The organism is Aerococcus suis (assembly GCF_900176325.1).
In the GTDB taxonomy this organism is placed as follows: Bacteria; Bacillota; Bacilli; order Lactobacillales; family Aerococcaceae; genus Aerococcus; species Aerococcus suis.
The window spans coordinates 192,822-213,467 of record NZ_FWXK01000002.1; the positions used below are offsets into that span (position 1 = coordinate 192,822).

Below are 20,646 nucleotides of genomic sequence, written 5' to 3' on the forward strand. Positions count from 1 at the left end.
TACCCACTTTTTCCATGGGATAATTTTAAAAATTCTCCATCATAGCTAATGACCGTGTCCTCTCGTAAATGAAGTGTCATTGACGATAGCGATTGATAAGACTCCCTGTTTTCTTAATTGTCCGACAGCGTAATCTGTTTCGTCTACGCCTATATAAGTGATTTTTTGATGTCCCTTTTCTGCGATTGCCTCAGTAAGTTGGGCTCCCGACTGATAGTCATCAAATGCGACATAAGACAGTTCCTGATAAGGTTGCCCCATGATAATTTGAGGGATATCCAGTTTTAGTTGCTTTTGAAGTAAAGTATCTGCTTGATTTTGGGTTAAATTAACAATCCCATCTACTCGTTGGCTAGCTAGTGTATCTAAAGCTTGTAACTCGCGTTTAACATCTTGATTGGTATTAATAATTAATAATTGCTGGTGATATTGCGTGGCGATTTTGTCGATGCCTTTTAACATTTGTCCGACAGCTGGAGATTCAAATCGCGGAATAATCACACCAATAAGATGGCTAGAGGTCGCTTTTAAACTTCTTGCCATCATATTGGGTTGATACCCTGTTTGTTTAATAGCGGCTTCTATCTTATTTCTTGCTTGCTCACTCACTTGACCATTATTAAAATACCTTGAAACTGTACTTTTAGAAACGCCTGCTTGGTTCGCTACTTCAATTAAAGTTGCCATTAGTTTTCACATCCATTAAATAATAACTTTAATTTAACAAAAAAAGCAGCATTGGCAAAGAGCCAAAACTGCTTTCACTATTATTTTTTCTCGCGAACTAAGATATTAAGTAAGATAGCACCAACAACGCCCCCAATAATCCAAGCAAGAGCATACATCATTGGATGAGAGACTCCACCAGCGAGCATTGCGAAAACACCCCCATGTGGAACATAACTTACGGAGCCAAATAACATCGAAAGTGCTCCAGCTACACCTGATCCGATAGCTAATGAAGGAATAACTTTTAACGGATTCGTTGCTGCAAATGGAATGGCTCCTTCTGTAATAAAGGCTGCTCCCATAACATAGTTAATAAGTGCACTATTACGTTGAGCTTTTGGCCATAAGTTTTTATTGATAGTTGCTGATAAGGCAATAGCAAGTGGTGGAACCATCCCACCAATCATAACAGCTGCCATAACATTAGAACCATCTCCAGCAGCTTGAGTGACTAAGGCTGTACCAGTGACATAAGCGGCCTTATTAATTGGACCACCCATATCAATTGACATCATAGCAGCGGCAACAAATCCTAAGACGATATTCCATTCAGTTGGAATGCCAGCTAAAAATTCTGTTAGAGCAACAGTGACTGAACCTAATGGCTTGTTAATAACAAGCATCATTACTAGTCCCATAATTAACACACCGAGAACAGGATAAATAAAAATTGGTTTCATACCCTCTAGTGATTTTGGCAACCAAGCAAATGCGCGTTTCAATAACCAAACAATACCACCGGCAAGGAATCCAGCGACTAATGCGCCTAAGAATCCTGAAGCTGTGGCATCAGCAAATATCCCTTCTTGACTAAAAGCGGATAGTTTCGTTGGATCAGCAAATACGCCTCCCATCATACCAATGACTAGCCCAGGAGTATCAGCAATTGAACGACCGATAAATCCTGCCAAAACAGGTAACATCATAGCGAACGATAAATCCCCTAACGTTTTAATCATATGAGCAGCTTCACTATATGTTGGGTCAGTAGGATCGGCTGAATTGATTCCCCAGAAGAATGAAACAGCAATTAATAATCCTCCAGCAACAACGAACGGCAACATATGTGAAACACCATTCATTAAATGTTTATAGATTTGACGCCCTAGTGATTCATTTTCATTATCGTCATCATTCACTTCTTCATGTTGTTCTGCATGGAACGTTTTTGTTTGTCCATTAATTGCTTTTTCTATCAATTGGTCGGCTTTATTAATACCATCAGCTACTGGCACAATAATAATTTGCTTACCGTCAAAACGAGTCATCTCTACTTTACGATCAGCTGCAACAATGACAGCATCTGCTTTTTCAATATCAGTTTTACTTAGCCGATTACCAACTCCCGTTTGTCCATTAGTTTCGACTTTAATAGTGACATGCTGGTTTTCAGCTGCTTGTTTTAATTTTTCTTCTGCCATATAGGTATGTGCGATACCAGTTGGACAAGCTGTAACTGCCACTAAATAAGGTTGGTCATCTTCTTCTGTTGAAGTTATTACTGCTTCCTCTTCATTTGATTCAGCTTCTGGCTCATCATGGGATTGGATGAGGGCTAAAACTTCTTCTGTTGATTTAGCAGTGAGTAGTTGTGCTTTTACTTCCGGATTCATTAATACTGATGACAATTTCGCCAGTGCCGTTAAATGTTCGTTAGATCCACCTTCAGGGGCAGCAATCATAAAAATAAGTTTAGCTGGTTGACCATCAAAGGAATCCCATTCAATCCCCTCTTGGCTTCGACCAAAAATAATTGCTGGTTCCTTAATAGATGCCTCTTGGGCGTGTGGAATCGCAATTTCATCTCCGACACCAGTTGTTGATTGCGATTCTCTATTCTCTAGAGCATCATTAAAGGCCTGAACATTAGTTACTCCGCCATATTCTTTAAATTGATTAGCTAAATAAGTTAATGTTTCAGATTTCTCATGAGTTGGTAAATCGAGAATCATTAATTCATGGTGAAATAATTCTGATAGTTGCATAATTAGTCTCCTTTTTTAGTAATTTTAATTTGGTCAATTAATGAATTAATAAGCGAACGACTTGCAATACCCGTACTAAAAGCTGTCGCACTACCACATGCTGCAGCTAATTGTAAACTCGTTTGGTAATCTTCGGTTTCAATATATTTAGCCATAAATCCTGCCAACATTGAATCGCCTGCACCAGTTGGATTAATAACTTCTCCCTCTGGAACTGATGCTTTATACACCTCATTATTGACGGTTAATAATAATGATCCTTCACCACCCATTGATACGAGAACATTACGAGCGCCCATTTGTTGAAGCTCCTTAGCATAATGAATAACATCATGGTCTGTTTTAATTTCAACACCAAAAATATCGCTTAGTTCATCTTTATTAGGTTTAACCATGAATGGCTGATGAGTTAAACAAGAGGTTAATAAATCGGTATTAGAGTCAATAATTAGTTTGGCTCCATTACGATTTGCAAGTTTAGATACTGCAATATAATCATCTGCAGACATTCCATTACCCTTATTTCCTGCTAAGAAAATCGTATCGGCATCCGTTAAATGAGTATTTAAATACGTTAATAATGACTGCATATTATCTGGAGTAATTGCTGGTCCAGAACCATTGACTTCTGTCATTTCATTATCATTAATTTTTGCATTAATTCGGGTAATTCCATCTACCGAAATAAAATGAGTGGGTATTTGTCGGTTTTCTAAGACATTAATAATATATTGTCCAGTAAAACCACCAACAAAACCAGTTGCTGTGCTCTTAATTCCAAGTTTATGTAGTAATACGGAAATGTTTATTCCTTTTCCACCTGCAACAACTTGTTCAGATTGTGAACGATTTAATTCTCCAGGTTGTAGTTGATTGTCTAATTGATAAACCAAATCAATGGCTGGATTAAACGTTATTGTATATATCACTTAATTCACCACTTTCATTTGAGCTCCAAATTGGGCATAATTATTTTTTTGATCAGTAATGATTGTTCCACTATCAATTTGATCAATTTGTGCAAAAGTGACTTGATCAAATTTTGTATGATCAGCAAGTATATAGACATTCACACCTTGCTGAATGGCTGTTTTTTTAATAGCGGCTTCTTCTACATCAGGAGTTGTTAACCCAAATGTGGCGTCAATTCCGTTAATTCCAAGAAAAACATGTTTAAATTGATATTGACGTAATTGTTCCAAGACACATGCTCCAATAATAGCATCTGTTTGATGTTTAATTCGGCCACCTAAAATAATCGTTTCAATTTTTCGATGATCCAATAATGTCGCTAATGAAAGGCTGTTAGTTACCACCAATATATCCGTTGGTAAATAGGCAATCATTTCTCGTGTTGTCGTTCCTGCATCTAGAAAAATAGTATCTCCAGATTGAACAATCTGACTGGCAAATTGCCCAATTCTCTTTTTGGCGTCAGTATTTTGGGTCAATTTGTCACCGATGATTGCTTCAACGGCATAAGTTGGCTTATTAATTGCTCCTCCATGAACACGAGTCAAGACACCACGATCTTCTAAATGTTTTAAATCTCGGCGGATTGTCGCTTCTGAACTATTCAACTCATCAACTAAATCTTTAACAGAAATGGAGTCTTTCTGATCTAATAGGGAGCGAATCGCTGCCCGTCTCTCCTCCGTAAGCACTTCCATCACCTCTTACACGATTCTATCATGATTTCATGATTAAAACAATCATAAATAATTAAATTCAATCATTTTTGCATAGAAAAAGACCACTACCATTCAAATACAGAATAGTAATGGTCTTTTAGTTCTATGTATTAAGGTTTAAAATTGACGAATCAATTCTTTTACTACTAAACGGAATTTTTGATTGGCTTTTTTAGTCACTTCAACAACTTCTTCATGGTTTAAGGATTCTTGCATCCCTGCTGCCATATTAGTAATACATGATAATCCGGCAACTTCCATACCACAATGTTTTGCGACAATGGTTTCTGGTGCTGTTGACATTCCTGCAGCGTCTCCCCCAATAGTTCGAGCAAAGCGAATTTCTGCAGGTGTTTCATAGGTTGGACCACTAAACCAAGTATAAACTCCTTCTTGTAATGGAATACCTTGTGACTGACTAATGTCATGTAAAATATTTTGCGCACGTTTACTATACGCATCACTCATATCAACAAATCGTGGACCATGTTCATCAATATTCGGTCCCATTAAAGGATTGGCACCTGATAAATTAATATGATCAGTTATTATCATCAAGTCTCCCACATTAAAGTCTGGATTAATTCCGCCAGCAGCGTTCGTAACGATTAATTTTTCTACCCCTAATTCTTTAAATACACGAACAGGATAAGTAACCGTTTGTAAATCATAGCCTTCATAATAATGGAACCGTCCTTGCAAAGCGATAACTTGTCGGTTGGCTAACTTCCCATATACTAACTGACCAGCATGCCCTGCAACAGTTGAAACAGGAAAATCAGGAATGTCTTGATAAGGAACCGCAATCGGATTTTCAAATTCTTCTACTAAGTCCCCTAATCCGGATCCTAAAATAAGTCCTATTTCAGGTTTAATAATGCCTTGCTCATTTAAATAATTAACAGTTTCTTGATTCATGACTTTTCTCTCCTTATATTGTATTAATTTAAATATAGCTTAAATAATCAGCAAAATAAACCGATAATTAAAAAGGCAGACTTTCATTCAATCATCGTCTGCCTTTCAATTTTTATCGTTGCCAAATTTGTTCAATTAATTGAGCCGTTTCTTCAATCGAGCGATTTTCGACATTAATGACCGTTGCTCCGAGTCTAGCATATAACTCCTCAGCATATGATAATTCTTCGCATATCCGTTCATAATCACTATATTGAGAAGTAGTGTCTAGACCCATCATTCGTAAACGTTCCTGACGAATATTAAAAATATAATCTGGACTGGCAGTCAAGCCAAAAATACGGTGTCGCTCAACTTGGAATAATTGTTCAGGTAAAGCAACATCAGGTATCAATGGTAAATTAGCAACCTTATAAGCTTTATTAGCTAAATACATACTTAAAGGTGTTTTAGAAGTTCGCGAAACGCCAAGGATTACGATATCTGCTTTAGTGAAGCCAGCCGCTGATTTCCCATCATCATATTTAACTGCAAATTCAATAGCCGCTACTCGTTCAAAATATTCTTTATCTAATTCGTGCATTGCGCCACTTTGGTAAACAGGCTCATAGCCCGTTTTTTGACTAATAAGTTGTAGCATATTTGACATATAGTCTATATAAGGAATTTGGTATTTTTGGCTATAGTCATTAACTAATTGATTCAAATCACTATTAACGATGGTTGTTACAACAATAGCTTGTTCCTTTTTGGCATCAGATAGGATGCCTCTTATTTCATCAGCAGAATCAATAAATGGGTACCGCTTGATTTCAGGATGTTCAATCATCGGAAATTGCGCTAAGGTTGCTTGTACGACTCGCTGCCCAGTCTCACCAACGGCATCTGATAAAATAAAAATTTTTAATGCTGTCAAAACGTTTGCCCCTCCTTTTACGATTGTTCTTTTAATGTGTCGATAAAGAATTCAAGTAAATTCGTTTTAGAAATTTTACCAATGACTTCTAAACTATTTTTATCTTTCATCACTGGAAGAGAATCGACTTGATGTAATTGAAGCAATTGTGCCGCTTCAAAAGCACTCGTCTCCCTTACCGTTCGATAAACATTAGGCATGCGTGTCATAATAATAGCAACGGGTGATTCCCCTTGATTTCCAATTACCGCACTTCTTAATAAATCTTTTCTAGATATAATCCCAATGAGTTCTTGTGTTTCCTTATCGACCACATATAAAGATCCAGAATCATACATAAAAAGATGGGTAATGGCATCTTTAATTTTTAAGTCTTGGTGAACAACCACTGGAGGAATCATTACTTCGCCAACAGTTGTTTCAAATAGCGTTTGATTGGTAAACGGCTCAGCTTCCAACCCTGAATAATAATAGCCCACTTTTGGCTTGGCTTCTAAAATTCCTGTCATGGTCAAAACAGCTAAGTCACTACGTAAGGTGGATTTGGTTAAAGCTAATTTTTCAGCAATGTGTTGTCCGCTAATTGGTTCATTATTTTTTACAATCTGAATAATTTGCTCTTGGCGTTCGCTCAGTTCCATATTTCCACCTCCTATATTTAAGTTGTTTGTTGAATAGTACTTTGAGCAGCTGCTAATTGAGCCACTGGTACACGGAATGGTGAACATGAGACGTAATCTAATCCAACTTCAGTAAAGAAAGCAATAGAATCTGGGTCTCCGCCTAATTCACCACACACCCCAATTTTAATATTAGGATTTGTTTGACGAGCTTTTTTAACAGCAATTTTAACTAACTCTCCCACACCATCTCGGTCAATCGTTTGGAAAGGATCAAAAGGTAAGATATTTTGACTTAAATAATGATTAATAAATTTTCCAGCATCGTCTCGTGAAAAACCATAAACCATTTGTGTTAAATCATTTGTTCCGAAACTAAAGAAATCAGCCTGTTCGCTTAATTCATCAGCAATAAAACAAGCTCTAGGTACTTCTAACATCGTACCAACACTATACGCAATATAAGTTTTATTTTCAATTAAAATATTTTCTATATGTGCCATGATGTCTTCTTTAATTCGCGTAAGTTCTTCTTTCATACCCACTAAAGGAATCATTATCTCTGGTTTCACACGAACACCTGATTGTTTCATCTTAATCGCGGCACGAATAATAGCTTCCACTTGCATTTTATATAAATCAGGATATGAAATGGCTAAACGACAGCCACGATGTCCTAACATTGGATTAACTTCGGTGAGTTCTTCAATTCGTGCTTGTAGTTGGTTAATTGTTAAATTCATTTGGTTAGCAACCATCTGCATATCACGATTACCAGCAGGAAGAAATTCATGGAATGGCGGATCTAATAAACGAATGACCACCGGATGACTTTGCATTTCTTGATAGATGGCTTTAAAGTCTTCAATTTGGTACCGTAAAATCTTATCCAAGGCAGCTTTTTGATCATAAGCATGCTGAGACAAAATAAATCGACGCATTTCTCTCAAACGTTCAGGAGCAAAAAACATATGCTCGGTCCGAACTAATCCAATCCCATCAGGATTAAAGTTTAATCCCATACGAATATCATTAATCGTTTCAGCATTCATTCGCACATCTAAACGAGAAATTTCTTTTGCCCAAGCCATTAATTTTTGGAAAGCGTCATCTGAAGTTGAAGGTACTGTTGGAATTTTACCTCGATAGATAACCCCTTTTGTTCCATCAACAGACACTTCATCCCCTTCAATTAACACTTCGTCAAAAATAGTCACCTGTTTATTTTTTTCATCAATGTCAAGCTCCTGACAACCAACGACACAGCAACATCCCATTCCACGCGCAACGACGGCCGCATGAGACGTCATACCACCACGACTTGTGACGATAGCTTCACTAACCACCATCCCGTTGATATCTTCTGGAGAGGTTTCTTGACGGAATAGAATCACTTTTTCACCAGCTTCAGCACGTTCCTTAGCCATTTCAGCATCGAAATAAATTCGACCGCTAGCAGCACCTGGACTAGCAGGTAATCCGACATTCGTAAGAATTTCGGCACTATCTATAGCCTCTTGATCGAATGATGGATGCAATAATTTATCAACTGACTTTGGCTCGATTTGCATGACAGCTTCTTCTTTAGAGATAATACCTTCTTCAACTAAATCGACAGCAATTTGAAAAGCTGCTTTAGCTGTTCGTTTTCCATTACGCGTTTGTAGAAAGAATAGTTTCTCATTTTCGATAGTAAATTCAATATCTTGCATATCTTTATAATGCTTTTCAAGTTTTTCAGCTAGAGAAACAAATTGTTGATAGATTTCTGGCATTGCTTGAGCTAAGTCACTAACGGGTTTTGGTGTTCGAATGCCAGCCACAACATCTTCCCCTTGGGCATTTATTAGATATTCACCAAAAATACCTGGTTTTCCCGTAGCCGGATGACGAGTAAAGGCGACACCTGTTCCTGATTGATTTCCACTATTTCCATAGACCATTTCTTGAATGTTTACGGCTGTTCCTAAGTCATTAGGGATATTATTCAACTGGCGGTAAACTTTGGCACGCTCATTATTCCAAGAACTAAACACCGCTTCAATAGCTCCATATAACTGTTCTTTTGGGTTTTGGGGAAAATCACGTTCTGTTTGTTGGTGATAAAGATCCTTATAAATCGCAATGACCAGCTGCCAATCGGATGCTTTCATGTCTGTGTCATTTTGAATACCTTGTTGCTTTTTGACTTGGCTTAATTCATCTTCAAATAAATAACTTGGAATCCCATTAACAACATTCCCATACATTTGGATGAGCCGACGATAACAGTCATAGGCAAAAGTTGGATTATTCGTTTCGGTAGCTAAACTCTCTACCGTCTTGTCATTTAAACCAAGATTTAAAATCGTATCCATCATTCCAGGCATGGATTGTTTTGCCCCACTACGAACAGAGACTAATAATAAGTGATGTGGTGAATTGAATGACTTTCCGGTTTCATTCTCTAATTGCTCAATATGTTGATCGATTTCAGCTTGTAATTCAGCGTCCCATTTTTTATGGTTAGTTAAGTAAGCCATACATGCTTCAGTTGTAATGGTAAATCCCGCTGGAATTGGCAAACCAAGTCGCGTCATTTCAGCTAAATTTGCTCCTTTGCCTCCTAGTAATTCCCGCATATCTTGATTACCTTCATGAAAACTATACACTTGTTTTCCCATGTTGCGTCTACTCCTTTTATGACGTCTTTTTTCGAACTATCGACATTATATAATGCGTATTATTATAAATCAATAGCGTGCATTATATTAATAAATCCTTAACTTTTTCTAACCTAGAAGTGACGATACGAAAAAAATTCGCTATACTTAAGAAAAAACGAGGTGTGCACGATGCGAAAAATTTATTATAACCATGATGGTGGTGTTGACGACTTAGTTGGACTATTTTTACTTTTGCAAGATCCAAACATTGAACTTGTTGGGGTCGGCGTCGTCAATGGTGATTGCTATGTTGAACCTGCACTATCTGCTAGTTTAAAAATCATTGAACAATTTGGCCATCATCAAATGATTCCTGTGGCTGAATCAACATCTAGACCAAGAAATCCATTCCCACAAGCTTGGCGAGAACATGCCTTTACGATTGACGCACTTCCCATTTTAAATAATCATTATACCCATCAATCATCGATGATTGAACTTCCAGCACATGAACATCTAACTCATCTGTTGAAAGATTCTGATGAGCCAATTGATTTAGTTTTTGTTGGACCGTTGACCGACCTTGCGTCCGTTTTAAAGACGAATCCATCGTTACAAGATAAGGTAAACCACCTGTATTGGATGGGTGGAACTTTTTTAGCTGAGGGGAATGTCCAAGAACCTCATCATGATGGAACAGCAGAATGGAATGCTTTTTGGGATCCAGAGGCAGTTGCTATTGTTTGGCAAAGTAATATTGATATTACGATGGTTGGATTAGAGAGCACGAATAAAGTCCCATTAACGAACACCATTAGATTTGATTGGGCACAAGACCGAGAGTTCCCTGGTATAGACTTTCTTGGTCAAGCATATTCACTCGTTCCACCTATGGCCTTTATTCAAACCAATTCCACCTATTTCTTATGGGATGTTTTAACCGTTGCTTATGCTTTAAATTCCAACTTAGCGATGCATCAAACAGTGAACGGAAAAGTGGTGACTCATGGCGTTTCACAAGGTCGTACTTATCAAGATATAAGCGGACGCCCTATCCAATTAGTTTACGATGTTCATCACGACGACTTTTTTGAATTCATCACTTCTCTAGCCAAAAATGTCAAAAGGAGTTCTTACGATAATGACTGATTCCCAAGCCGTCACAACTTTTTTAGCAGATTTCAATCATTTACATCGTTTACTAAAAAAACTTTTAAATGATCAGGATGTTGCCTTCGCGAGTGCCGTACAACAATTAGCGAAAAAGCATCCTATTATCTCTGCTCATCAGTTGGACCTGGATGCGATTCGTTCCTTACGAAATCTTATTGTCCATGAAAAAATAGCGTCACATGAAGAAGTTGCCATTCCTAGTTCGTCAACAATAGCATTATTAAAATCGATTATCGAAAAACTGAACGGGCCACAAACAGCTGATTATTTTACTAAATCAGTGACTTATTTTAATCACGATTTGTCATTGCAAGAAGCATTAAATCGAATTGCTAGTGAACGCTATTCCCAATATCCAGTGTTCCGTCATCAGCAATTAATAGGAATATTATCTGCACAAACGATTACCCATTGGTTAGCTCAAGTCGACTTAGAAACAGTAAATCTTGAAAACATTTCATGTGAAGAGATACTAAAACATAATAAATCCAAACCGTTAACAAAACAAAATATCATTTCCCCAGATTTTCCAATTTTTAAAATTGATGATCGCTTACTTGAATTATTACAGCACAACGACTTACCTGTATTATTAATGAGTAATCAACCAAATGATATTCAACCAGATAATTTAATGGGAATCATTACCCCATGGGATTTACCAACGATTTTCCAACATCAATAAAAAAGTCCACCCTTTCTTTTCTGATAAGGGTGGACTTTTTATTAGATATTAAATTGACTATTATATAATTTAGCATAATCTCCTTGACGAGCAAGTAATTCTTGGTGAGTCCCTTGTTCTTTTACTGCTCCATCAGCCATATAGAGAATCATATCCGCTGATTGTATCGTTGCTAGTCGATGAGCAACGATAAATGATGTTCGATTTTCCATCAATTGGTCGAAATTCTCTTGGATTGCTGCTTCTGTTTTTACATCAATTGCACTGGTTGCTTCATCGAGAATAAGCATCTCAGGATGAGTTAACATAATACGAGCAATACATATTAGCTGTTTCTGACCATTGGATAAATTAGCCCCATCTTCATCTAACCAAGTATCATATTGGTCATCCATTTGTTGAATCATTGGATCTAATTGAGCTTGCTTAGCAACTGCCACAACTTCTTCACGAGTGGCTTTTGGGTTACCATAGGCGATGTTGTCATGAACGGTGCCAGCAAAAATCCATGGGTCTTGTAACACCATTCCAAAGGCTTGCCGAGTTGTTGATAGACTTAGCTGTTGGCTAGGAAGGTGATCATAGAAAATTTCCCCTCGATCAACTGAATAAAATCGCATTAATAAATTAATCAGTGTTGACTTTCCTGCGCCAGTGGGACCGACAATAGCAACTGTTTCTCCCGCAGAAACTTCTAAATTAAATTCACGAATTAACGGCTTATTAGGTTGATAAGAAAAGGCAACATTATCAAAAACAATCTCTCCATTAAAAGTTATTGACGAATTTGTTGCTTCCTCTTTCTCGCTTATTTCAGCTGATAAAAAGTGTTCAATTCGCTGTGAAGCAGCTAGAGCTGTTTGTAATTCATTAATAATTGACGAAATATCATCAAATGGTTTAGAAAATTGTTTGGCATAGTTTAAAACACTCGTAAAGATTCCGACCGACAAGTGACCATTCATCACTTCAAAAGCTCCAAATAAGCCAATCCCCGCATAAATTAAAGCATTAATGATACGAGAAGTAGGATTTATGAGGGCACCATAAAATTGTGACACCACGCCACTTTTATGTAGCTCTTGATTCATTTGATCTAACTGTGCTTGGGTATCGCTTTGATAATTAAATCCGCGTACTTCAGACTGCATAATAGTCATTTCCTCCACGTAGGCATTTAAATCACCACGGAGATTCATTTGCTTTTGAAAATATTTATATGTCCGATTAGCTATAATGGATGAAACTAAGACAGAAATAGGTGTAAAAATAAGAATGATTAACGCAACTTTAATATTTAATAATAACATCATTACCAAAATTCCGACCACTAATGAAATAGCAGTAAACAGGTTTTTAAAACTTTGAATAAATCCCGTCCCAATTAAATCCACATCGTTAACTAAACGACTCACTAAGTCCCCATGTGAATGGCTATCTAAATAACTTAAAGGTAGTTGATGAATCTTTTGAAACATTTCTTGACGAAGATCATACATTAACTGATATGCAATGTTATTGGCTAAACGCTCTAATAAATATTGGGCTAACATATACATTATGGCTAGGATAATTAGCCATATAATCGTTTGAATTAACTGTGTCCATTGAATCGCTTGAGGATCAAAAAGTTGGTCCGTTGCAATCCCAATAACTAAAGGAATAAAGATTTGGCAAACAACGGCGAATAATGAACTTACTAACAATGCCAACAGCAATAGTGATTTACTTTTTAAATAGCGCCATAGAAAGGTTAAAGTTTGCTTATTCATTATTACCCTCCTTATTCTGTAACGCATAGATTTCTTGGTAAACTGTGCTAGAATCAAGCAAATCTTGATGTTGACCTAGACCAACTTGCTTTCCATGATCAAGAACTAAAATACGATCAGCATTTCGAATACTATTTACTCTTTGAGTAATTAATATCATCGTTATTGGCATTTCCTTTAATTCCTGCAGCAGTTGTTTTTCAGTCGCAAAATCCAAAGCACTTGTCGCATCATCTAAGATAAGAACATCAGGTTCAGCAATTAATGCTCGAGCGATTGTTAAGCGTTGCTTTTGACCTCCTGAAAAATTTCGTCCTAGCGCTAAAACCGGTTGATCTAAGCCACGTTCATCTTGAACAATGAAATCTTTTGCCTGCGCTACTTCTAAACAATGCCAAATAAAGTCGTCAGAGCAATTTTCATTTCCCATTACTAAATTTTCTCTTAGTGTTCCTTGAAATAACCGATTTTCTTGAGGAACAAATGCTAATTTATCACGTAACGTTTCTCTATCATAGCTAGTGATTGAGGAATCATTGATAGATAACATGCCTTCTGTTGGAGAAACAAAACCCATCAATAATTGAACCAATGTCGATTTCCCTGCACCTGTTCCCCCGATAATGGCAAAAAAATCGTATGGGTTAATCGTAAAATTTAAATCAGATAACGCTAAGTACTGACCATAAGCAAATCCTAAATCTTTCGCTTCTATGGTTATTGGAGACGACAATGACTCTATCCGTTTTTCGGTCAAATGGGTGGGTTGAATCGCCAGAATTTCGTCTAAACGACCAATTGCCGTAATTCCTTTTGTAAAAGCCATCAGTATATTAACTAGTACATTTAATGCTAACAGGATAATATTCATATAATTAACTAAAGCAACCACATCTCCTTGTAATAAATAGCCACTACTAATTTGTTGCGCGCCTAGATATAGGATTAAACTGATACTCAAATTAATTAATAATAATGAAATGGGATTAGCGATTGACTGAAGACTTCCCATTTTAATTTGTTGATAAAATGTTTGTTGGTTATGACTAGTAAATGCTTTTATCTCTGCTTGTTGATTGGAAAAGGCTCGAATATCGCGAACACCATTTAAATTTTCCCGACTTTTTTGGGCAATCCGCTCTGTATTCGTTTGAACGGATTTATTTTGCTGATTCGTTTTTAACGTAACGAAAACCAATAAACCGCCAATCACTAACCCCGTAATAATAAAAATGGGAGCCATTTTAGGACTCACATTGAAAGCCATGACAATCGATCCGATTAATAAGATAGGCAACCTTGATCCTAAACGTAAAATTAAGGCAATTGCTAATTGCAAATTTTGCGTATCGTTAGTGATTCGATGAATAATAGACCCTTTTCCAAATTGGTCAAGTTGACTCATATCCACTGACTGTACTTTATGGAATAGTGCTGAACGTAATTCAGTACCAACTTGTTGTGAAGCATTAGACGCTTGCCATTGACAATACAGCGCACTGACGTAACCAATTAACGGGAGAAGAATCAATAACCCGCCATTTCGCCATACTTCAGTCATATTGTTAGCATTTAATCCATCATTAATTAAACGTGCAACGACTAAAGGGATAAGTAATTCAAGTAATGCTTCAAATATTTTTGCTAAGAATGCCAATAAACTTTTCCATTTGTTTTTTAATAAATAATCTTTAACTCGCATACTAACCTCCCTCATATGCTCCCCAATATCTTAGCATACATTACCTGACTTTCTCTTATCTTAAAATAAAAAAGGCTGAGCCAGACTCAACCTTTAATTCTAGTCAAGTAATTGATTCATTAATTTGGGGAGATAATCACTGACTTCAGTCGGTTTTACTACGTAATGTGTTTCATAAATTTTATCGGCAGCTAAACTATGCAATCCTACCGCCAACGGAATCGCACTGCTCAAATGAGTGATTTGAGCAGTTACACCTCCTAATATTCCTGCTAAAGTATCGCCCATTCCACCAATACTCATTCCGGGATTACCAAAAGTATTTATCAAAATAGTATCCGTCTGAGGAATAAAAATTCGTGTTTGATGTGATTTTAAAACAAGATGGAAGTCATATTTTTCTACCCAATGTTGAATATTACGGTCATCATAGTCAGCTATTTGTTGTTGTGATAATTTCTGCCATTCTCCTAAATGTGGAGTCAAGATAACCTGATGCTTTTCAAGTTGTTTAGCATATTTATCGACATCTTTAGCTAATTGAGTTAGCGCATCTGCATCAATAACTACGATTTTAGATTCCTTTGTTTCTTCCAAATACATCATATATTGATCAAATCGAGTGGGATTTAATCCAAACCCAGGACCAATTACAATCACTGTGGCTTTATTTAAATGGGGAACTAACGTATCAAAGTATAAATTCCAATCCATAAACATCGCTTCTGGTAAAACTGTATGAATGGCTGTTTTGTTACTTTTATCGGATAAGATGGTGGTTAATCCCGCACCAGCATTTACACTTCCTCGTGCTGCCATTTGAATGGCGCCCCCCATTTGTTCATTACCACCTACCAAAACCACATGTCCAAATTGATTTTTATAAGAATCCTGGTCACGTTCAGGAATAAGTTGAGTGAGAAAGGCTCGGGTAATTAATTGTGTTTTCATGATGACGCCTCTTTTTAAACAATTCCTTGCATTACCATAGCATCAGCAATTTTTATAAAGGCTGCAATATTAGCCCCTTTGATTAAATTATCTCCATAACCATATTTTTGAGCGGCATTAGAGGCTGCTTGATAAATATCCACCATAATCTCATGCAATTGCGTATCAACAGCATCAAAATCCCATGATAATCGTTGAGAGTTTTGAGACATTTCTAACGCGGAAACGGCAACACCACCCGCATTGGCTGCTTTGGCTGGTCCAATATAAACATCATGGGCTAATAAATATTCAGTTGCTTCTGCAGTTAACGGCATATTTGCTCCTTCTGAAATAAACCGTACCCCATTAGCGACTAGCTGCTCAGCACCATTTTCATCGACTTCATTTTGAGTAGCACAAGGTAAGGCTAAATCTGCTTGAATATCATGATTCCAAACAGATCCTTCAAAATATTTTGCACTTGCTTTTTCATTTGCATATACTGTTAAACGTTCACGACGATTTTCTTTCACGTCTTTTAATAAGGCAACATCAATGCCATTTTCATCAATAATGAATCCGTTTGAATCAGAAACTGAAACTACTATTGCACCTAATTCTTGTAGTTTTTCAACAGCATAAGTTGCAACATTACCAGCACCTGAAACAAGAACACGCTTATCAGCCAATTCTTCATCTTTCGTTTGTAGCATTTCTTGAATAAAATATACAGCGCCATAGCCTGTTGCTTGTGTACGAGCTAAACTACCACCAAATCCTAATGGTTTTCCAGTAATTGTTCCGTTTTCGAAGCCTCTTAAACGTTTATATTGTCCAAATAAGTAACCAACTTCACGGCCACCAACACCAATATCGCCAGCTGGAATATCCATATTGGGACCAATATATTTTTGTAATTCCGTCATAAAACTTTGACAGAAGCGCATAATTTCGTGGTCTGATTTCCCTTTTGGATCAAAATCGCTACCACCTTTACCACCACCAATTGGTAAACTGGTAAGGGCATTTTTAAAAATTTGTTCAAAACCTAAAAATTTCAAAATACTTTGATTTACCGTTGGGTGAAACCGTAATCCACCTTTATATGGACCTAATGTTGAATTAAATTGTACCCGATAACCGGTATTAACATGGACGCGGTGATTATCATCCACCCATGGTACGCGGAAAGTAATAATACGCTCTGGAATAGCAAGTAATTGTAAAATATTATTTTCAATATATTCTGGGTGCTCTTCTAAAACCGGGGCAATAGAATCGACAAATTCCGTCAATGCTTGTAAAAATTCTGGCTCATTCGCATATTTTTCTTGCCAAAGTTCTTTTGTTTCTTTAATATAAGTCATTGTGTCCATAATTGTCCTTCTCTCTTTTGGATTATTAAGATTATAGCAAAAAAATGTGAAACATAAAATAAAACAAAACAACCGGTTTCAAAAAAGTAATCAATTTTCTCACTTGACATTTACTTAAAACCGCTATATATTGTGTTTATCACTTTTTTATCCACCCAATATATAGATAGATTAACTTCAAGGAGGAAAATAAATGGTAACTGTTTATTCAAAACCAAATTGCACACAATGTAACTTCACAAAACGTTTTTTAAATGATAAAGATATTCCATACCAAGAAAAAGACGTTACTGCTTCAGATGAAGCATTAAATGAAGTTCGTGACTTAGGATTTCAATCATTACCTGTTGTCATGGCTGATGGTTTAGAACCGTTTAATGGTTTTCGTCCTGATAAATTGAAACAACTCGTATAAAAATTAAATGACTAATGTCATCATAACTTTCATAGAAAACAGGGGATATAAATACTCTTATCCCCTGCTTTTTTATTTAAAAATCTACTCTTTAGCCTCTTTCTAAGATTGAACTTCTTCTAAATAAGTGTACAAGTCGGTTGGTGTTAAGGCTTTTTTTTCTGCTCCAGAAAATTCACGAACAAGTTGCCCTTGATGTAAGACTAGCATGCGATTTCCATAATCAATGGCATCTTGTAAATTATGCGTAATCATAATGCCTGTTAAATTCTGTTCACGAATAATTTGGTCACTAAGAGATAAAATTTGCTTATCTGTTCGTGGATCCAAAGCGGCAGTATGTTCATCTAATAGTAAAAGTTCAGGCTGTTTTAAAGTTGCCATTAATAATGAAATGGCTTGACGTTGCCCGCCGGAAAGTAAGCCAATTTCTGCATCTAAACGATTTTCTAAGTCAAGATTGAACGTTTCTAATGCTTCAGAAAACTTTTGGCGATCAGTTGCTGTTATGGAGCGTCTAAACCGACGTTTTTCTCCCCGATGTTGGGCTAATGCTAAGTTCTCTGCTACTGTCATTCGTGGAGCAGTCCCTTGGCGAGGTTCTTGAAAAACACGTGCAATATGAGATGCTCGACTCGTCTCATCTAAGTAAGTAATGTCTTCATTATGTAAATAGATAATCCCCTCGTCAACAGTAAAAGTTCCAGCTATTGCATTTAATAATGTGGATTTTCCTGCACCATTCCCACCAACCAAGGTGATAAAATCTCCTGCTTCAACAGTTAACGATAAATGGTTTAATGCCTGATGAGCATCTGGCGTATGAGCATGGAATGTTTTAACAATATTTTCAATTTTTAATAGACTCATGGTAATCCCCCTATTTTTTCACTGAAACTAACGTTCGAAGTCTCGGTAATGCTAAACATAAGGCAACAATTAGTGCTGAGAAAAATTTAAAATCATTGGGATCAAAATTAAGCAACAACACGACGGTTAACAATAAGCGATAAGTAATTGATCCGACAACAATGGTAACTAAACGTTTAAGCATCGTAACATTGCGAATTAACACTTCCCCAATAATAATTGAAGCCAATGCAATAACAGTAGATCCTATCCCCATGCTAATATCCGTAAATCCATTATCGGTAGCGACTAAATAACCAGAAACAGCTATCAATCCGTTGGCCATCATGTACCCTAGCATGAGCATCTCGTTCGTATCGATTCCTAATGACCTAGCCATTTTAGGATTATCTCCAGTTGCAATCATACTTTGGCCAACTTCAGTTTGTAAAAAGAAATATAAGCCCAATACAATGATTAAACAAATAAGAATACCAATAATAATTGTATCGATATTTCGTGGTAAATTTAAATTTGAAAATAATGTTTTTAACGACGTCACATTCGATAAATTTAAATTAGCGGTTCCCATAATTTTTAAATTAATCGAATAAAGTCCCGTCATGGTAATAATACCAGCTAGTAATGAATCAATTTTTAATTTTGTCACTAATAACCCAGTTAACGATCCAGCAGCCATACCACCGATAAAACTAAGGAATAATGCGAGTACTGGATGAATATTAAAAGATAGTAATTGCGCTCCGATAGCCGCCCCTAAGGTAAATGTCCCTTCAGCCGTTAAATCGGCTCGATTCAAAATCCTAAAACTAATAAAAATACCTAATCCCATAACCGCCCAAACAAGTCCCTGAGCGATAGCACTAATCATTAAATCCATTTAATTACCTCCTTCAACGGTCTTCGCATTTTCGCTAACTTCTTTCGGTAAATCCAAATTCAAACGTTCAGCCTGGTTGGGATTTATAATCATATCGGTTTTTTCTGTATTGACAATGGCATACTGTGACAAATCTGCTCCTTCAATAGCATCTGCAATGATATTAGCTGTATCACGTCCAATTTGATACTGATTAACCCCTACTGTAGCCAGTCCTCCAGCACTAACCATGGTATCGACGGCTGGAAATACAGGCACTTGTTTTTCATCAGTGATGCCAATTAGTGTTGGCATGGCACTAGCAATGGTATTGTCATTCGGAACATAAATCGCTTCTACATTAGCTGCTAACTTTTCCCCAACTTGAGCCAAATCATTTGTTTGTGAAATAGTTGCTTCTTTAATTGTAATTCCTCGTTTTTCAGCCTCTGCTTTAACAGCACGTACAGATACTTCAGCGTTGGTTTCTGAGCTATTATATAAAATACCTAACGTTTTAATATCTGGTAGGATTTTTTGAATCAAATCTAATTGCTCACTGACTGGAGATAAGTCAGAGGTCCCTGACACGTTGCGGCCAGGTTGATCTAGTGATTTCACTAATCCAGCATCAACTGGGTCTGTTACGCCAGCCATTACTAAAGGGAGACGGTTATTACTTGCTTGGTTTAAGGCTTGGGCAGCTGGTGTCGCCAAGCCGACCAGTAATTGATTATTTGCATTCATCATATCTTCAGCTAACATCTTCAGATTACTTTGATCACCTTGACCATTTTGGTAATCGATTTTTATATTCTCATCATCTACATAACCACGTTCCCCTAATCCATCATATATTCCTTGTCTAATATCATCTAAGGCTGGATGAGCTATAAACTGCAATAATCCAATATGAATCGTTTCATTTACAGCTTTCACATGATAATCTTCTGTTGCGATTTGAGTATCCCGTGATACTAAAATTTTTGGCATTCCGAGAAATATAGCAAATAAACAAATAGTCAATAGATATCCGAGTGTTGTCCATTTTTTCATAATGTTTCCTCCTACTAAAAAAGCTTCCCAATGCTGAGCTGATGGGAAGCTTAACTATAAAAAAAGCCCCCATAGTTACTTTTGTAAGTAATCTATGCGGACGATATCATGCGAATTTTCCACATAGATACAGCTCAGAAAAAACTGATGTTGTATCTATGGGTTAACATAAACACAACTACTCTATGTGGCTTTGCCAGTATACAGTGGATTGTGTGAAATGTATCATATGATTCGCTCCTAACTCTTTGTATTTAACAGAAGTGTATCATGATAATCTTTTTTTGACAACCAATATTCA

18 protein-coding genes are annotated in these 20,646 nt (G+C 36.7%); 3 read left to right on the top strand and 15 right to left on the bottom strand.

The genetic code is table 11. The annotated features are described in order from the left end of the window. Positions 1-45: 45 nt before the first annotated feature. The 8 genes from B8955_RS02595 to ppdK form a co-directional block, all read right to left on the bottom strand. Positions 46-687 (bottom strand): LacI family DNA-binding transcriptional regulator, encoded by a 642-nt coding sequence (locus tag B8955_RS02595; protein WP_084098237.1) that lies wholly within the window; start codon positions 685-687, stop codon positions 46-48. An 80-nt stretch (positions 688-767) separates the two neighbouring features. Beyond that, positions 768-2,714, bottom strand: coding sequence for a PTS fructose transporter subunit IIABC (locus B8955_RS02600; RefSeq protein WP_084098239.1), 1,947 nt, complete (start codon positions 2,712-2,714; stop codon positions 768-770). A 2-nt stretch (positions 2,715-2,716) separates the two neighbouring features. Beyond that, the gene (gene pfkB, locus B8955_RS02605; protein WP_084098241.1) at positions 2,717-3,643 is read right to left on the bottom strand and encodes a 1-phosphofructokinase; all 927 of its coding nucleotides are present in this window, start codon (positions 3,641-3,643) and stop codon (positions 2,717-2,719) included. Next, a complete protein-coding gene (locus B8955_RS02610; RefSeq protein WP_084098243.1) occupies positions 3,644-4,384 on the bottom strand; it encodes a DeoR/GlpR family DNA-binding transcription regulator in 741 nt (246 codons plus the stop codon). A gap of 138 nt (positions 4,385-4,522) precedes the next feature. Beyond that, positions 4,523-5,323 (bottom strand): purine-nucleoside phosphorylase, encoded by an 801-nt coding sequence (locus tag B8955_RS02615; RefSeq protein WP_084098245.1) that lies wholly within the window; start codon positions 5,321-5,323, stop codon positions 4,523-4,525. Between the two features lie 112 nt (positions 5,324-5,435). Beyond that, entirely contained in the window at positions 5,436-6,239 is an 804-nt protein-coding gene (locus B8955_RS02620; protein ID WP_084098247.1) for a pyruvate, water dikinase regulatory protein, read from the bottom strand. 17 nt (positions 6,240-6,256) lie between these two features. Continuing rightward, positions 6,257-6,880 carry a helix-turn-helix transcriptional regulator gene (locus B8955_RS02625; protein WP_084098249.1) on the bottom strand — a complete coding sequence of 208 codons (624 nt, stop codon included), beginning with the start codon at positions 6,878-6,880 and terminating at the stop codon, positions 6,257-6,259. Between the two features lie 17 nt (positions 6,881-6,897). Next, on the bottom strand, positions 6,898-9,522 hold the full coding sequence (ppdK, locus tag B8955_RS02630; protein WP_084098251.1) for a pyruvate, phosphate dikinase: 2,625 nt from the start codon (positions 9,520-9,522) through the stop codon (positions 6,898-6,900). Positions 9,523-9,693: 171 nt separating this feature from the next. On the opposite strand from ppdK, the gene B8955_RS02635 reads away from it, so the two are divergent. Further along, positions 9,694-10,653, top strand: coding sequence for a nucleoside hydrolase (locus B8955_RS02635; protein ID WP_084098253.1), 960 nt, complete (start codon positions 9,694-9,696; stop codon positions 10,651-10,653). After that, positions 10,646-11,362, top strand: coding sequence for a CBS domain-containing protein (locus B8955_RS02640; protein ID WP_159444419.1), 717 nt, complete (start codon positions 10,646-10,648; stop codon positions 11,360-11,362). The genes B8955_RS02635 and B8955_RS02640 overlap by 8 nt, the downstream gene beginning before the upstream one ends. A 41-nt stretch (positions 11,363-11,403) precedes the next feature. On the opposite strand, the gene B8955_RS02645 is transcribed toward B8955_RS02640, so the two are convergent. The 4 genes from B8955_RS02645 to gdhA all read right to left on the bottom strand — a co-directional run bounded on the left by B8955_RS02645 (position 11,404) and on the right by gdhA (position 17,148). After that, positions 11,404-13,134, bottom strand: a complete 1,731-nt coding sequence (locus tag B8955_RS02645; protein WP_084098257.1) for an ABC transporter ATP-binding protein — start codon at positions 13,132-13,134, stop codon at positions 11,404-11,406. Beyond that, positions 13,127-14,836 (bottom strand): ABC transporter ATP-binding protein, encoded by a 1,710-nt coding sequence (locus tag B8955_RS02650; RefSeq protein ID WP_084098259.1) that lies wholly within the window; start codon positions 14,834-14,836, stop codon positions 13,127-13,129. The genes B8955_RS02645 and B8955_RS02650 overlap by 8 nt, the downstream gene beginning before the upstream one ends. Positions 14,837-14,935: 99 nt before the next feature. After that, the gene (locus B8955_RS02655) at positions 14,936-15,787 is read right to left on the bottom strand and encodes an NAD(P)H-hydrate dehydratase (protein WP_084098261.1); all 852 of its coding nucleotides are present in this window, start codon (positions 15,785-15,787) and stop codon (positions 14,936-14,938) included. Positions 15,788-15,801: 14 nt separating this feature from the next. Then, positions 15,802-17,148: an NADP-specific glutamate dehydrogenase gene (gdhA, locus tag B8955_RS02660; RefSeq protein WP_407639090.1), complete on the bottom strand. Its 1,347-nt coding sequence runs from the start codon at positions 17,146-17,148 to the stop codon at positions 15,802-15,804. A gap of 190 nt (positions 17,149-17,338) precedes the next feature. Between gdhA and nrdH the strand changes: the two genes are divergently transcribed. Then, positions 17,339-17,560 carry a glutaredoxin-like protein NrdH gene (gene nrdH, locus B8955_RS02665; protein ID WP_084098265.1) on the top strand — a complete coding sequence of 74 codons (222 nt, stop codon included), beginning with the start codon at positions 17,339-17,341 and terminating at the stop codon, positions 17,558-17,560. A gap of 102 nt (positions 17,561-17,662) precedes the next feature. On the opposite strand, the gene B8955_RS02670 is transcribed toward nrdH, so the two are convergent. The 3 genes from B8955_RS02670 to trpX are packed head-to-tail and all read right to left on the bottom strand — an operon-like array spanning position 17,663 to position 20,345. After that, a complete protein-coding gene (locus tag B8955_RS02670; protein ID WP_084098267.1) occupies positions 17,663-18,430 on the bottom strand; it encodes an ABC transporter ATP-binding protein in 768 nt (255 codons plus the stop codon). Positions 18,431-18,440: 10 nt separating this feature from the next. Then, positions 18,441-19,310 (bottom strand): ABC transporter permease, encoded by an 870-nt coding sequence (locus B8955_RS02675; RefSeq protein ID WP_084098268.1) that lies wholly within the window; start codon positions 19,308-19,310, stop codon positions 18,441-18,443. Beyond that, the gene (gene trpX, locus B8955_RS02680) at positions 19,311-20,345 is read right to left on the bottom strand and encodes a tryptophan ABC transporter substrate-binding protein (RefSeq protein WP_084098270.1); all 1,035 of its coding nucleotides are present in this window, start codon (positions 20,343-20,345) and stop codon (positions 19,311-19,313) included. Between the last annotated feature and the right edge of the window lie 301 nt (positions 20,346-20,646).